13 protein-coding genes are annotated in these 15613 nt (G+C 54.0%); 7 read left to right on the top strand and 6 right to left on the bottom strand.

Features of this window, described 5'->3' with window-relative positions:
- Window positions 1-178: 178 nt before the first annotated feature.
- Together asnB and COO92_RS18040 are read right to left on the bottom strand one after the other, a co-directional pair.
- Window positions 179-2113 (bottom strand): asparagine synthase (glutamine-hydrolyzing), encoded by a 1935-nt coding sequence (gene asnB, locus COO92_RS18045; protein ID WP_101304404.1) that lies wholly within the window; start codon window positions 2111-2113, stop codon window positions 179-181.
- Between the two features lie 134 nt (window positions 2114-2247).
- Window positions 2248-4191, bottom strand: a complete 1944-nt coding sequence (locus COO92_RS18040; RefSeq protein WP_101304403.1) for a sigma-54-dependent Fis family transcriptional regulator — start codon at window positions 4189-4191, stop codon at window positions 2248-2250.
- A 625-nt stretch (window positions 4192-4816) separates the two neighbouring features.
- Between COO92_RS18040 and adh the strand changes: the two genes are divergently transcribed.
- The 3 genes from adh to COO92_RS18020 all read left to right on the top strand — a co-directional run bounded on the left by adh (window position 4817) and on the right by COO92_RS18020 (window position 7864).
- On the top strand, window positions 4817-6337 hold the full coding sequence (adh, locus tag COO92_RS18030; RefSeq protein WP_101304401.1) for an aldehyde dehydrogenase: 1521 nt from the start codon (window positions 4817-4819) through the stop codon (window positions 6335-6337).
- Between the two features lie 77 nt (window positions 6338-6414).
- Complete coding sequence (locus COO92_RS18025) at window positions 6415-6816, top strand: DUF779 domain-containing protein (RefSeq protein WP_101304400.1); 402 nt, start codon at window positions 6415-6417, stop codon at window positions 6814-6816.
- A 349-nt stretch (window positions 6817-7165) separates the two neighbouring features.
- On the top strand, window positions 7166-7864 hold the full coding sequence (locus COO92_RS18020; RefSeq protein ID WP_101304399.1) for an OB-fold nucleic acid binding domain-containing protein: 699 nt from the start codon (window positions 7166-7168) through the stop codon (window positions 7862-7864).
- Between the two features lie 74 nt (window positions 7865-7938).
- On the opposite strand, the gene COO92_RS18015 is transcribed toward COO92_RS18020, so the two are convergent.
- On the bottom strand, window positions 7939-8943 hold the full coding sequence (locus tag COO92_RS18015; protein ID WP_101304519.1) for a YeiH family protein: 1005 nt from the start codon (window positions 8941-8943) through the stop codon (window positions 7939-7941).
- 93 nt (window positions 8944-9036) lie between these two features.
- On the opposite strand from COO92_RS18015, the gene COO92_RS18010 reads away from it, so the two are divergent.
- Window positions 9037-9969 carry a LysR family transcriptional regulator gene (locus COO92_RS18010; RefSeq protein ID WP_240626502.1) on the top strand — a complete coding sequence of 311 codons (933 nt, stop codon included), beginning with the start codon at window positions 9037-9039 and terminating at the stop codon, window positions 9967-9969.
- A gap of 86 nt (window positions 9970-10055) precedes the next feature.
- On the opposite strand, the gene COO92_RS18005 is transcribed toward COO92_RS18010, so the two are convergent.
- Window positions 10056-10958 (bottom strand): hypothetical protein, encoded by a 903-nt coding sequence (locus COO92_RS18005; protein ID WP_101304398.1) that lies wholly within the window; start codon window positions 10956-10958, stop codon window positions 10056-10058.
- Window positions 10959-11354: 396 nt separating this feature from the next.
- Window positions 11355-12233: a hypothetical protein gene (locus COO92_RS17995; protein WP_101304397.1), complete on the bottom strand. Its 879-nt coding sequence runs from the start codon at window positions 12231-12233 to the stop codon at window positions 11355-11357.
- Between the two features lie 369 nt (window positions 12234-12602).
- Between COO92_RS17995 and COO92_RS17990 the strand changes: the two genes are divergently transcribed.
- The 3 genes from COO92_RS17990 to COO92_RS22435 are packed head-to-tail and all read left to right on the top strand — an operon-like array spanning window position 12603 to window position 15105.
- Window positions 12603-13988: a cytochrome ubiquinol oxidase subunit I gene (locus COO92_RS17990; protein ID WP_276307572.1), complete on the top strand. Its 1386-nt coding sequence runs from the start codon at window positions 12603-12605 to the stop codon at window positions 13986-13988.
- A gap of 2 nt (window positions 13989-13990) precedes the next feature.
- Window positions 13991-14983: a cytochrome d ubiquinol oxidase subunit II gene (gene cydB / locus COO92_RS17985; protein ID WP_476718201.1), complete on the top strand. Its 993-nt coding sequence runs from the start codon at window positions 13991-13993 to the stop codon at window positions 14981-14983.
- A complete protein-coding gene (locus COO92_RS22435; protein WP_101304394.1) occupies window positions 14983-15105 on the top strand; it encodes a DUF2474 family protein in 123 nt (40 codons plus the stop codon). Before cydB ends, COO92_RS22435 begins: the two co-directional genes overlap by 1 nt.
- A 78-nt stretch (window positions 15106-15183) precedes the next feature.
- On the opposite strand, the gene COO92_RS17975 is transcribed toward COO92_RS22435, so the two are convergent.
- Complete coding sequence (locus tag COO92_RS17975) at window positions 15184-15591, bottom strand: (R)-mandelonitrile lyase (protein ID WP_101304393.1); 408 nt, start codon at window positions 15589-15591, stop codon at window positions 15184-15186.
- Window positions 15592-15613: the final 22 nt, after the last annotated feature.

Raw genomic sequence — 15613 nt, 5'->3', positions numbered from 1 at the left:
AGTTTCGAATTGTGACATTTTTGCGATTGAGGGAACGGAACCCATGAAGACACACGTGTCGTATAGCATCAAAACCCGGCCTGCTTTGGTAAATTTCGCGAATGAAAAAATGCAAAAAAACCCGCCTGACAGGCAGACGGGTTTAAACGCACAACAGAAATGGACGGGTATCAGATGGTTATGTCAGCCAGCGTTGTTGCCAGTCAGACAACATGGCAATGGTCCAAAGCTGATGACCCCAGTTGCGACGGCCTGAGATATGTTCCTGATGCAGCCTATCAATATAGCGGCGATCCAGCCCAAGATCGTTATACAGCGCATCATTGGCCAGATGGTCACCCATCCATTCACGTAAGGGGCCGCGCAGCCATTGTGCCAGCGGCACGCCAAACCCGGTTTTGGGCCGGTCGATCAATTCACGCGGGACGTATTTATACAAAATCTGACGGACGGCATATTTGCCAACTGACCCGTTCAGCTTCAAATGTGCCGGCAGGCGCCAGCCAAATTCGATCACCCGGTGATCGATGAAGGGCACGCGGACCTCAAGCGAATTGGCCATCGATGCGCGGTCCACCTTGGTCAGCACGTCATCGACCATATACATCATCGTATCCATGACCTGCATTGAGGACACGTAATCGAGATTACGATTGCGACAGAACTTTTCGCCCGGCACGCGGATTTTCTTGCGGCCCTCACGACGGCCCAGCAATTTGTCGGTGTCAAACAAGGACAGCAGCGCGTGATAGCGATCCAGATCGTCCTTGATCGCCAGAAGTGGTGCTGCCTTATGGATTTTATCGCCAATCGCACTGGTCGCACTCCCGCCCGGCACCAGCCCGACCAGATTGTCCCACTGTTCGGGCGACAGCATGGTTAGCATACGGGCCACCATGGAGGCGCCAAACGGAATGCTGCCTGCGGCCTTGCTTAATTGGCGGGCCCAAAGATAGCGGGTATAGCCGCCAAATGTCTCATCCCCGCCATCACCCGACAGGGCCACGGTGACTTCCTTACGGGTCAGGGCGGAAATCAGATAGGTCGGGATGGCGGAGCTGTCAAAAAATGGCTCGTCATAGGTTTCCGACAGTTTGGGCACCAGATCAAGGGCGTCCTGCGGGGTGACATAAAGTTCGGTATGGTCGGTTTTAAGGTGACGCGCGACTTCCCCGGCAAAGGCCGCTTCGTTAAAGGCGGCGTCTTCGAACCCGACCGAAAATGTTTTAACCGGCCGGTCGGAGACCGATTGCATCAGGGCGACGATGGTCGATGAGTCAATCCCGCCCGATAAAAACGCGCCGAGCGGAACATCAGCCACCATGCGGCGCGAAACCGCATCGCGCAGCAAATCTTCAAGCGCGTCAATCGCACTTTGATCGTCACCACTCCAGGCGTGGTTCTGACCATTAAGCACGGCATCCTCGACCGACCAATAGGCAAACTCGGAGGCCTGATCGTGCCCGGTAATTTCAAGAATGTGACCGGGTTTGAGCATCTTGGCGTGGGCATAGATCGAATGGCCCGACGGCACATAGCCAAACCGTAAATAGGCCTCCAGCCCGGAATGATTGACTTCGCGCGAAATCGCGTTGCCCGCAAGCAATCCTTTGACCTCGGACGCAAAGCCGATATTGCCGTCATAGCGCGACCAATAAAGCGGCTTGATCCCCAAACGGTCGCGCACCAGGGTCAGTTTTTGGGCGTTCCGGTCCCAAAGGGCGATGGCGAACATGCCAATCAGGCGCTTGACCGTTTCGCGCACGCCCCAATGGGCAATGCATTCAACGATGACTTCGGTGTCGGAATGGCCGCGCCATGCGATGTTGGCACTGGCAAGTTTTTGGCGCAGTTCTTCGGTGTTATAAATCTCGCCATTATAGACCATGACATAACGGCCATTGGCCGAATGCATCGGCTGTTTACCGGCATCGGAAAGATCAATAATTGCCAGGCGGCGCTGACCAAGGGCCAGCCCGTTTTCCGTGTCACACCAGACATCACCGCCATCAGGTCCTCGGTGATGCAACGCGGCATTCATGCGCGAAACAGTATCGTGCAATCGGCTGGCGTCACCTTGCCCAGATAGCCATAAACCGGCAATTCCACACATAAAATAATCCTGTAAAACCCTGCCGTTACTTAAAACAATAACGGTGCATTCTACAATGAAAACCTTCTATAAAGAACGACTTGCCCCCAGAAAACGGCCTTGTCCGATCCGCCCCCGCACCCATCAAAGAAAAATCAGGCCTTTTCGATGCCCAGTCGCGCCATGCGGCGATAGAGGGTATTGCGGCCAATCCCCAAGGATTTGGCGGTGTTGCTGATGTGCCATTTCTGGTCGTCGAGCAATTGACGTAAAGCCACCTCTTCGGCGTGTTTCATGGTCTGCATTGGCGACATCTTGGCATCTGCCTCTGACGCCATCACCTTGAAATCATCAGGCAGATGATCGCGGCGGATCACGCCGTTTTCGGCAAAGACACAGGCATATTGCAACATATTCAATAACTCGCGCACATTGCCCGGCCAGCGGTGTGCGACCAGCATGGCGAGAACTTCCTCATCGCAGGTAACACCTGCGGCCATGCTGCCCAGCAACCGGGTGATCAAATCGGCAAGATCGCTGCGTTCGCGCAAAGCCGGGACCGCAAGGCGGGCACCCTTGATCCGATAGAGCAAATCTTCGCGGAACGTGCCGTTCGTCACCGCCTTGGCCAAATCGACATTACTGGCGCACATCAAACGGAAATTGACCGGGACTGATTTTGTACTGCCCAGCGGCTCAATCGTGCGATTTTCCAGAACCCGCAACAACCGCCCTTGAGCGGAAAGTGGCATATCGCCGATTTCATCAAGAAAAAGCGTGCCGCCATTGGCTTCGCGGATGCGCCCGCCAAAGCCGTCGCGCGCCGCCCCGGTAAAGGCGCCACCGGCATGACCAAACAGTTCGTTTTCAATCAGCCCTTCGGGCAGGGCCGCACAGTTGATCGCCACGAAATTGCGTGATTTCCCCACCGCCGCATCATGGATGTGACGGGCAAGATATTCCTTGCCGCTGCCGGTTTCACCCGACATCAAAATATTGATATCGCGCGCATGCAGTCGCGACCCGATATCAAAAATACGGCGCAAGGCCGGATCATGATCGGGCATTTCAGTTTCGGGCGTGGGTGCGTGCACCGGTTTGACCGGTATGGGCATTGATGTTGCCCGCCCGACGAATTGGCGGCGCAGTTTTTCAGGCAAGGTGATACTGCCAAACAGCACCCCGCCCCCGGCAATGTTAACCGCCATTGCAGGATCGGCCTGATCGCGCCCAATGTCAGCATGAAGATGTTTGCGACCGGCACTTTGATTGGCGAATTTTGCCAGCAAACTGTCGACATCCATTTCAAAGACGTCGCGAATGTCGCTGGAACTGCTGGCGGCGCGCAAGATACGGCGCGCCATGGATGTCGCCCCACTGATCGTTCCGTCGGGTGCTATGGAAATCATCGCATCACGGGTTGATCCGACATGCTGCGATTCAGGGTGAAGGTGCAGGATGATGTCGCCTGCCCGCTCGTCAAAAAACAGGATGCGTTCAAGGGCCTCGGCATAATCGGCAATCATGCCGCGCACCCGCAGGCAATCGGTGCGCTTGATATCATCGCGCACAGCCGAAACATCCAAAACCGAACAGACTTCACCATCGGGGCTAAACACCGGGGCGGCAGTACAGGTCAGGGCGGAATGTTGCGACAGAAAATGTTCATCCTTGTGGATGGTGATTGCACGGCCTTCAACAATGCAGGTGCCAATGCCGTTGGTGCCTTCGCGTTCCTCGCTCCAGACGGCACCGGGCAAAAGGCCGTTGGTGCGAAAGGCCGGCAGCAACGAATGGGCCGCCACACTGTCAAGGATCACCCCCTTATTATCGGTCAGAAACACCGCATAACCCGATGCATCAATCTTGCGATACAGGGTCCGCACAAGATCATGGGCATGGTGATACAGCCGCCCATTTCGGTCACGCAATTGCCGGGTCTGGCTTTCGGGCATGACTTCGGGACGGCGCAATGTATCATGCGCCAGACCAAAGCGCTGTTCACACCGTTGCCAGCTTTCAAGGACGGCCCGATTTTGCGCCGCACCGCTTAGCTGCAAGGCGGCTTCTATCCGTCCGCCGGAAAAATTTCCTGACATAGACGTTATCTCCCAAGGGTCGAAACTCATTCACATGACCACCCCGGTCTCCCGAATTTGTGCGGATATGCGGAGCAAAGTCACAGGAAGATTTATATCTTTCAAGACTTTGCGACAAAATTGCCCGTGCAAATTCGGGATATCCGAAGGACAACTGATATGAGAGAAAACTCTGCGTCAAATCCCTTGACCGGGAATCACCCCGCGCTGCGGGCTTTTCCTAGCTTTTTCTCTCATATCAGTTGCCGGGGCGGTTATGTGAATGAGTTTCGACCCTGTTGTCGGCGTTTTGACCCGGAACGTCCGGCGCGCGGCTTATGCCGCATCCGATCACAGGCCAGATATTACCACATCAAACCCCTGTCACGCCAACCCGTTTCAGCCCCAATCCACCGCGCAATGGCACCTGTTCCATAAACGGAACAATTTGTTCCACCTGCGCCAAGAAAACGAGCACATCCTTGGCGCCCCCTATCGTTTCAGACGTTCTCCATCCACCTGAAAAATCATCGTTTTTTGTCTGATCCGGCGTGTGGCGCCCAAATGGCATGACCTTTGCGGGACTGGTGGGGTCACAATTAAAAAACGGGCGAAAAAATCGCCTGTGGATCTCGGAGGAACCAAAATGATCTACAAGAATCCAAATGATGCCGGTAGCGTCGTCAGCTTCAAATCGCGCTATGAAAACTATATTGGCGGTGAATGGATCGCCCCGACCAAAGGCCAGTATTTCGAAAATGTCTCGCCCGTGAATGGCAAGGTATTTTGCGAAATCGCCCGGTCCTCAAGCGAGGACATCGAAAAGGCCCTTGATGCCGGTCACGCGGCGGCCGAAGCATGGGGCAAAACATCGGTCACGGAACGGGCCAATATCCTTAATAAAATCGCCGACCGCATGGAACAGAACCTTGAGATGCTGGCGGTTGCCGAAACATGGGACAACGGCAAGGCTGTGCGTGAAACGATGGCGGCTGACATTCCGCTGGCGATTGATCATTTCCGCTATTTTGCCGGTGCCATCCGCGCACAGGAAGGATCGCTTGGCGAGATTGACGACAACACGGTTGCCTATCACTTCCACGAACCACTTGGCGTTGTTGGTCAGATCATTCCATGGAACTTCCCGATCCTGATGGCGGTATGGAAACTGGCCCCGGCGCTGGCGGCGGGCAATTGCGTGGTCCTGAAACCCGCAGAACAGACCCCGGCATCGATCTGTGTGCTCATGGAACTGGTGGGTGATTTACTGCCCGCAGGTGTGCTCAACGTCGTGCAAGGCTTTGGCGTTGAAGCAGGTAAGCCACTGGCGCAAAGCAACCGGGTTGCCAAGGTCGCCTTTACCGGTGAAACCACCACCGGGCGCCTGATCATGCAGTATGCATCGGAAAACATCATTCCGGTGACACTGGAACTGGGTGGCAAATCACCCAACGTCTTCTTTGACGACATCATGGCCCAAGACGATGATTTCCGTCAGAAAGCCGCCGAAGGCCTGACGATGTTTGCGCTTAATCAGGGGGAGGTTTGCACCTGCCCGTCGCGCGCCCTTATTCAGGAAAACATCTATGACAAGTTCATGGATACGGTCCTGTCGCGCGTTGCCAACATCAAACAGGGCAACCCGCTTGATACCGACACCATGATGGGTGCACAGGCATCAAACGAACAGATGGAAAAAATCGTCTCCTACCTTGATATCGGCAAACAAGAAGGTGCCGAGGTTTTGTGCGGCGGTGACAAGGCCGACCTTGGTGGGGATTTGTCGGATGGGTTCTATATCCAGCCGACGATCTTTAAGGGCCATAACCGCATGCGGATTTTCCAAGAGGAAATCTTTGGCCCGGTGGTATCGGTCGCCACATTCAAGGATGACGCCGAAGCGCTTCATCTGGCCAATGACACGCTTTATGGCCTTGGGGCCGGTGTCTGGACCCGTGATGGCACGCGTGCCTATCGCTTTGGCCGCAACATCAAGGCCGGGCGTGTCTGGACCAACTGTTATCACCTCTATCCGGCCCATGCGGCCTTTGGCGGGTACAAACAGTCGGGCATCGGGCGTGAAAACCACAAGATGATGCTGAACCACTATCAGCAGACCAAGAACCTTCTGGTGTCTTACGATCCCAAACCGATGGGCTTCTTCTGATCTAAGGGGTTTATTCCCAGCCGGGCGCGGAACCACCATCCCGCGTCCGGTCACCTTTCCGAAAGACAGAGGTGAAGATGACGAGATCAGACAAAATACCTGACAGAGTCACCGCAACCGATGCGGCCATTGCGCTGATCGGCAAGCTTAAATCCATTCACGGTCCCTTGATGTTTCATCAGTCAGGCGGGTGTTGTGATGGCAGTGCGCCGATGTGCTTTCCCGATGGTGAATTCAAAACCGGTGATCAGGATGTGCTTCTGGGCGAGATTGACGGCAGCCCGTTTTACATGGGCCGCGCACAGTTCGAGTACTGGCGGCACACGCAACTGATCATTGACGTTGTTGATGGACGCGGCGGCATGTTTTCGCTTGAAGGCCCCGAAGGCAAACGCTTTTTAACCCGGTCGCGGGTGTTTAGCGATGCCGAATGGCAGGCGTTAAAGACCGCCGAGGAAAAGGAACCAATCGACAGCTAAACCAGTTTGATGAACCGCCAGATGGCCAACATCACACTGCGACGATGGATATTCTCCCTACCCACGGCATTGCGCGGACGTTATCGCTACCCCGATGACATATCCAGGCAATGCCAGAAGATGCCTCTTCATGTTTCCGTGGCATCTTCCTCCTTGCTCGCTGTCCCCACCAGGGCAGCGGGCTTTTTTTATGCCCCCTGCTTTTTATGCCGCCTGCTTTTTATACCCCTTGCACGGTATAAAAAATTTGGAACAAACAGGCGATGGCAAGTGTTCTGCAATTGGAAATCGACCCCGGGACGCCAAGCGCCCGGATATGAATTCCAATATGAGAAAAGGAGCATTTATCATGCGCCGCTCAATGATTACTTTGACCGCCCTTTCTGCACTTACACTGGGTGCAACGCCCGCTTTGGCCGCAGGCCAACAGAAAGATAATCCTCAGGTCCCTGATGAAACCCAACAGTCGATGCAGCAAAATAGCGCCACTCTTAATGAGTCGGAATCTGTTCATCTTTCGGGCACCGTAAAAGAAATTACCGGTGACCAGTTCACGATGAACTATGGCGACGGCGAAATTGCAGTCGACATGTCTGATTATGACTGGTTCGACGAGGGCTTTGTCCGGACAGGAGATCAGGTTCGGGTAAACGGTGAGGTTTCCGAAGGATTTTTCACCGACAAACAAGTCGTTGCCACGTCAATCTTCCTGCCTGAGCGCGGTGCCTATTACACCAACGGCGAGGACCGTACTGGCTTTGTCAACAGCAACGGCCTTGCAACTGGTGAAGAGTGGGTGACGCTTACAGGCGAAGTGACAGAAGTTCGTGAAGACGAAATAGCCCTTTCCACGGGCCACACCACCATCACTGTTGATTCCAGCGAAGTACCGGAAAATAGTGCGGATGGTCAGGCCCATCAGAAAATCCAAACCGGGGACCATATTTCGGTCGCCGGGGAGATGGACGCAGCCGGGCTGTTCACAGAACGCGAGCTTGTTGCATCTTCGATCATCGTCATGAATGACAGCAACACCTACATGCAATAGTCCGACAGGTGTCGTTGGGATATGACCAAGCAAAGGGCCGACGCCGGTTTAAACGGCGTCGGCCCTTTTTGCTATCAGGTCAGGATTATCAATACCAGCAAGCCAAGCGTGCACAACACCAGCAAGGACAGAATGGCTGTGGCAATGACCCGGCCACCAACATGCATCACGCTTCTGATGTCGACACTTAAACCCAATGCCGCCATGGCAAGGATCGTCAGGAAAGAAGACGCGGTGCGCATGGGCAGCAATGCAATGTCGGGCAGCAGCCCAAACGACCGAAACGCCATCATCACCACAAACCCGACAATAAACCATGGCACGACCTGGGTGATCGGAAGACGGATATTGTTTTGCCGTCCCCCCATCAAGGCCAGTGTAAAAATCACCGGCCCCAACATCAGAACACGGATCAGCTTGACCAATGTGCCAACCTGTACTGCAAGCGCCCCCGCCGGTGCGGTTGCGGCCAGAACCTGCGGCACGGCATAGACCGTAAGCCCGGAAAAGATGCCGTATTGTGCTGGCGACAAGCCAAGCGCGACATGAACCAACGGCAAGGCAAAGACAAACAGCACACCCAGCACGGCGGTAAAGGCAATCGACGCTGCAACATCATCAGACTTTGCTGAAATCACCGGGGCGGTCGCAGCAATCGCCGAGTTACCACAAATCGAATTGCCGCACGCCACCAGCATTGACAGTTGCTTTGACAGGCCAAGTGCGCGGCCAATGTGGAAACTGACAAACAGGCTGATGCAGACCGTGGCAATGATCGCCGCAATCAATCCCCCGCCCGCATTGCTCATTGCCTGCGTACTGATCGATGCACCGAGCAAGACAATGGCAATTTCCAGCATCGTCTTTGCACAGAACTGCACGCCCGCACAAAACACGGGTGCCAAGCCAAAGATCGACCGCACCACCACCCCGATCAAAATGGCAAAGACCAGACTTTCCACCCAGCCACGCCCCATCAAGACATGCTCAGCATGCTCGGCCAGCTTGGCCGCAAAGGCAACCAGCAGGGTCAGCATAAGTCCGGGCAGGATCGGTTTGATGCGGGCGTTAAAAAACATGTTTTGCCTGTAATTTAGGGACAAGCCGAAAATCACATGCTCAACCATTTACTTCCATCGAATAAAAATTCATATTTCATTCGATAAAATCGAATGATTATATTCAAACACGATATCGAACAGGCCAATGTCATGATGACGCTCGAACAGCTCCATATCTTTGTTGCGGTTGCGGAGCGCGAACATTTAACCCGCGCGGCCGAGGCGATTGGTCTGACCCCATCGGCGGTCAGTTCGGCGATCAAGAACCTTGAGGGGTTTTATGGCGTGGCGCTGTTTAACCGGGTGGGACGGCGGATTGAGCTCACCGAAACCGGGCGGCTGTTTTTGGATGAAGCCAAGGCGACACTGGCGCGTGCGCGTGCAGCCGAACTCACCCTTGCAGAACTTGGCGGCATGCAACGTGGTGATTTGAATGTCTATGCCAGTCAGACGATTGCCAGTTACTGGCTGCCGCCGTTCTTGATGAACTTCCATGAACAGTATCCCGGCATTGAAATTCACCTGACGATTGGCAATACCAAAACCGTATCGGATGCGGTGCGCGGCGGGGCGGCCGATATTGGCTTTATCGAAGGCGACATTGACGAACCGGCGCTGGCCAAGCGCGAAGTTGCCGAAGACGCCCTTGTCATTGTCGTCGGCCCAAAGCACCCGTGGGCCGATGGCCGACCGCTCACCCCGCAGGCACTGGTGACCCAGTCAAACTGGATCCTGCGCGAAGCCGGGTCCGGGACACGATCAGAATTTGAAAGTGCCTTGCGCGATCTTGGCGTGGATCCGACGCGGCTTAAAACCGCGCTTGTCCTGCCCAGTAACGAGGCGATTATTACCGCCGTTGAAAGCGGATCAGGTGCCACCGCCGTATCGCAATTTGCCGTCAGCTCGCTGATTGCCCAAGGACGACTGGCGCGCGCAGGATTTCACATCCCACCACGCAAATTCATGGTTTTACGCCACAAGGAACGCAAACAGACGCAAAGCTCGCTGGCGTTGGAGAAGCTTTGTCTGGCCCAAAGCGTTTAATCGTTGGGGCTGCTGTTGCCTGCATCTTGTTGCTAGTGTTCCAAAACGAAGGCGCGTAGCACGCGCGACGATCACTAGGGCCTGATCTACTGCGAGGAAAAACTGGTACTTTCAACCTTCTGGTTGGCCGTGGCCAAATGTTGCTCACCAGTTACGTAGGCGCGAACCACGGCATTCATGACCAAGACAATCATCAACGCAGTGAAAAAGAGTTGAAGATTGGCACCCAAAAAGCCTTGCCATGCGATATTCAAACCGAACGGCCGATATTCAGGCGTCCAAGTCATAAACCATATTGTCAGTATTGCCGCGGCAAACTTCAAAACGGCACAGCCAATGAAACTGCCCGCAACAGCGACCAAGACATAGCCAAAAGAATCAAAAGCCCGGCGCATAAAGCAGCGCAAGGATACCCTCCGTTCGAGAACCAGCTGTGGCAAAAGCGTTCCGGCGACACCCGCACACAATGCAAAAGAGATCAAAAAAGCGACCCCTGCAATAAATTGCACACCAAACAACAACCCACCACCACCGACACCTGCCATCGCCAAATGCTGGATGCTGTGAACGATCCCTGGAAACATAAAATAATAGAGCAGCATGGACGGAATTGATGAAATCAGCAGAATTGCCGTGGTCATGCCAAAATACAGTGCAACCGTACTTCTTCGGATTTCTGGCAACATTTCCGGACCGATGTAATGTGCCAACACATTCCGTAGAACAATGTAACCAACAATGATCCAGATCGAAAATGTGAGTCCTTCAAGCACCAGACCGTCGGGATCTCCAATGCCCGCCAACAGCTTGAGATACTTGGCCAATTGTAGAAGCGCAACCACAAAACCAGCCGACAAAAGCAACTGCGCCATGCCGATGGCATCCTTGAAGCTTTGGTGCCACAGCCCTCTTTCAAATTCGGGTCTTCCCTCGTTATCCGTGGCCTGATCTTTCTGATCTAGTTGGTTGGTTGGTGCTGCACTACTCATTGCCTGCTGCCTTCTGTCGATCACGGTTGTTTTTTAAACGCCCTGCTCCCAAGATTAGGGACTCCATGACCGGCTTCCAGTGACAGGCGTCACAACTATCCTTTCGAGGGAACCGCTTCTTCTTGCAACACATTTAAACGGTATTCACCCAGAATGTAGGTTCTTACCCCAAGGACCGAAACAATAGGGACCAGGGCAGCGGTAAAAAGTGCCGAACCGGCTGTGTTCATGATTGCAATCGCAATTTCCGGTCAGTTCGCTGATTGCTCAAGGCCGCCTTGCGCGCGCAGGATTCACATCCCACCGCGCAAGTTCATGGTCCTGCGCCACAAGGAACGCACACAGACGCAAAGTTCGCTGGCGTTGGAGAAGCTGTGTCTTTCACCTTTAGACTGATCAACCCGCTGCGTCGCTGAGGCCTTCTTCCTCGTCCGCGGCCAAACGTGCATCGCCAATTATGAGGGCTCGAGAAATTGTCACGGCGAGCATGATGCACCATAGGATTGCGACCAGGCTACCAATTAAACTTACAGATATACTCAAGCCAAACCGCGAAATCATTTCTGTTGTGTCACCGGAACCAAAGAAAAACACAATAGCAGGCAAGAAAATAGCTGCAATCGCCAGCTGGAAAACCTGCATCGGGAGCATGACAATCAAGCTCCGCCCAATCACATACCAAAACGTCTTTTTGCCGCGTTTCAGAGCGCGCTGGAACGAGGCATCTTTCGACCAAACCACTGAAACTGGCCAAGTGCAAAACAGAATAGAGAAAACGGTAGCACCAATGACAAAGGGTATACTGAGCATGATAATTATAAATGCCAAGCCACCCGTCAAATGATCACCGGGCTTTAACCCCGAAGCGATAAACAGGAATTGGATAAAAAGTCCAAAAACACACAAGATCAAAAAGATAAGAAAAACTCTGGCACCAAACGCCAAGAAACTCGCACGCTTTTCTTTTACAAATGCCGACCAGCCAGAACAATTATCAAACACTGTCGCATGAACAGCGTAAACGACGGCTATTACCGGCAGACATCGTAGCAGAGCAAACGGCAGGTTCGGCATTCCAGGCCGGAACATTGGATGCAACTCCAACGTAGATACGACACAAAGCTCAAACGCGGCGACAAAAGCCAGCGCAAGCAATGCGGTAAAAACAATCGAAAGGTTTTTCTTTAAGACAATGCAGCTCTCCCAAACCACCCAGTGCTCAAACTTTGGCGTTACAGAATTCCCATTGTTTTTCTCAGCCACCCCCTCTGACATCTCACCTGCCCTTTAGATTTTATTCCCCACACACCAAACAACCATTAGGAGAAGACACAACCCGTCGCAAGAAGTATGTGCACAATGCCCTCTAGCAAACCGCCTTTATGGTAGATCCCCCCCATACAGTGATCACGCCAACGCTGGATTAAGTCGGAAATGATAGTTTTTCCAAGTGTAAATTGCGCAATCGCAATGCGGCAGTACACATAAGGTTTTATTGATCTTTCTAACGGCACAAACCCCGGGACAGTTGATGCCGACGCGTCGCACATCCCGGTCGCGAAAGAGCGCCCTGCAACCTTCAGGAGACGCGGATTTGTCGGGTGGCTTCGCTTAGGTTCTGAACCCAATTGAAGGACCATGCACATGCTTGATGCAGAAATACTGGCACGCATTCAGTTCGCCTTTACCATCTCGTTCCACATCATATTCCCGTCATTCACCATCGGGCTTGCCAGCTTTTTGTTTGTGCTTGAGGCCCTTTGGCTACGCACCCGTGATGACGCCTATCTTGCGCTGTATAAATTCTGGGTGAAAATCTTTGCCCTGGCGTTTGGCATGGGCGTGGTGTCGGGCATTGTGATGTCCTATCAGTTTGGCACCAACTGGGGACCGTTTTCGGAATTCACCGGCGGGGTCATTGGCCCGTTGATGGCCTATGAAGTGCTCAGCGCCTTTTTCCTTGAGGCCGGTTTCCTTGGCATCATGCTGTTTGGGTTGAACCGTGTTGGCCCGAAACTGCATTTCACCGCGACAACCATGGTGGCGGTTGGCACGTTATTCTCGGCGTTCTGGATTTTATCAGCCAACAGCTGGATGCAGACGCCCGATGGTTACATGATCGAAAACGGCCGGGCGGTTGTGACCAGCTGGTGGGATGCGATCTTTAACCCAAGCTTCCCGTATCGCTTGGTTCACATGGTTCTTGCCGCTTTTTTGACGACCGCCCTTGTGGTTGGTGCGGTTGGCGCATGGCATTTGCTGCGTGATCGGCAAAACCGCCCGGCACGCATCATGTTTTCCATGGCGATGTGGATGGCGGCCATCGTCGCCCCGATCCAGATCGTGGCCGGCGACATGCACGGGCTTAATACCCTTGAACATCAACCGGCCAAGGTTGCCGCGATGGAAGGCCATTTTGACACCCAGAATGGCGCGCCGCTGATCCTGTTTGGTTGGCCTGACATGGCGGCCGAGGAAACCAGATATGCGCTTGAAATTCCCAAACTGGGGTCGATGATCCTGACGCATGACTGGCACGGCAAGATTACCGGGTTAAAGGATTTCGCCCCCGAAGATCGCCCTAATGCGACCATCGTTTTCTGGACGTTCCGCGTGATGGTTGGCATGGGGATTTTGATGGCATTGCTTGGTGTGGTCAGCCTGTTTGCCCGGTTGCGCAAAACGCTGTTTAGCTGCGTATGGTTGCATCGCTTTGCCCTTGTCATGGGGCCAAGTGGCTTTGTCGCCATTCTGGCGGGCTGGTTCACCACCGAAATCGGGCGTCAGCCATGGGTGGTCTATGGGGTGATGCGCACGTCGGATGCCGGATCACCGATTGCCCCCACCGCCATTGCCGGATCGCTGATAGCCTTTGTGATTGTCTATACCATCGTCTTTGGGGTTGGCACGGCCTATATCCTGCGTGCCATGAACCATGATCCGCGCCATGCACATGCGCCCAAGGACGAAGTTCTGCGCGCCGGTGGCCGCACGGTTGCCGCCCAAAATCCCCCGCAGGCAGGAGAATAATCATGGATTATCAGCTTATCTGGGTTCTTTTGATTGCGGTTGCGGTGTTTGCCTATGTCACGCTTGATGGCTTTGATCTTGGCATTGGCATTCTGTTTGCCGTCATCAAGGACCCCAAAAAACGTGGCCGGATGATGAACACCGTCGCCCCGATCTGGGACGGCAATGAAACCTGGCTGGTGCTGGGCGGTGGCGGGCTTTATGCCGCCTTCCCCAAGGCGTACTCCTTGCTGATGACGGCGTTTTACATTCCGGTTTTTGCCATGTTGCTGGCCCTTGTGTTTCGCGGGGTGGCGTTTGAATTCCGGTTCAAAAGCCAGAACCATCAAAAACACTGGGATTTTGCCTTTTCGGCCGGGTCCATCATTGCAGCGGCCATGCAGGGTGCCATGCTGGGTGCATTTATCGAGGGCATTTCGGTTGAAAATGGCCGGTTTGTTGGCGGGGCGATGGATTGGCTGAGCCCGTTTTCGATCTTTTGCGCCACCGCCGTTGTGGTCGGTTATGCGCTTCTTGGTACCGGCTGGTTGATCATGAAAATGGAAGGCGATTTTCAGGGCAGCCTGCGCCGCCTTGCCAAACCGGCGGTGATCTGGATGGCGGCCAATCTTGGTGTGGTGTCGCTGATGACCACCTATGTTAATCCGGCCTATGCCACGCGCTGGTTTGACATGCCCAACATGTTGATGCTGGCCCCAATTCCGTTGATTACAGCAGCCCTTTTATTCTGGCTCTGGCATGCGGTATCGCACCGGGAAAAAACGGTTTTTGGCATCACGCTTGGCATATTTTTCCTAAGTTACCTTGGTTTTGGCATCACGCTTTATCCCAACATCGTGCCGCCAATGATCACCTTCCGCGAGGCGGCTGCCCCGGACAACAGCCTGTCATTTATGCTGGTTGGGGCAGCAATCCTGTTGCCGGTGATATTTGCCTATACCGCTTATGCCTATTGGGTGTTTCGCGGCAAGGTCGGGGATGAGGGGTATCATTGATGTTTACAGTCAAATCACCGAAAGCACGACGGGTACTTTGGTTTGCTGGCCTTTATATCGGCAGCATCCTTGTTCTGGGCGCGGCGTCGCTTTTGCTTAGGGCGATGATGGGGCAAGCTTAACAGGCCATCTTCCAAAACAGCAAAAGCCCGGCCGCACGGATTTCTCCTGCTGCCGGGCTTTTTTTTTCATCGGCGATGTTATGATCCGCGTTCGGTCAGATAATCGTCATCTGTAACCTTTTCGAGCCAGTCGACCGCAACGCCATTTAACGCCTCTGCAATTGCAATATGGGTCATGGCGGTTGCATCGGTCGCACCGTGCCAGTGCTTTTCACCCGGTTCGAACCAGACGATATCGCCGGGGCGGATTTCTTCGCGGGGGCCACCTTCGCGCTGCGCCCAGCCAAGACCACTGGTGATGATGATGGTCTGGCCCAGCGGATGGGTGTGCCATGCGGTGCGTGCGCCCGGCTCAAACGTGACCGTGGCTCCGCCAACCCGCGCGGGATCAGTTGTTTGAAACGGATTATCAAGGCGTACTTGCCCGGTAAAATAATCCGGGTTTCCTTTGACGGTGGGTTTTGAGGCATTGCGCTGAATGTTCATTTTGATCCTCCGGACTTCTTTG

This window comes from Thalassospira lohafexi, from assembly GCF_002844275.1.
GTDB classification, from domain to species: Bacteria; Pseudomonadota; Alphaproteobacteria; order Rhodospirillales; family Thalassospiraceae; genus Thalassospira; species Thalassospira lohafexi.
This window is presented reverse-complemented; position numbering and strand designations above follow the sequence as displayed.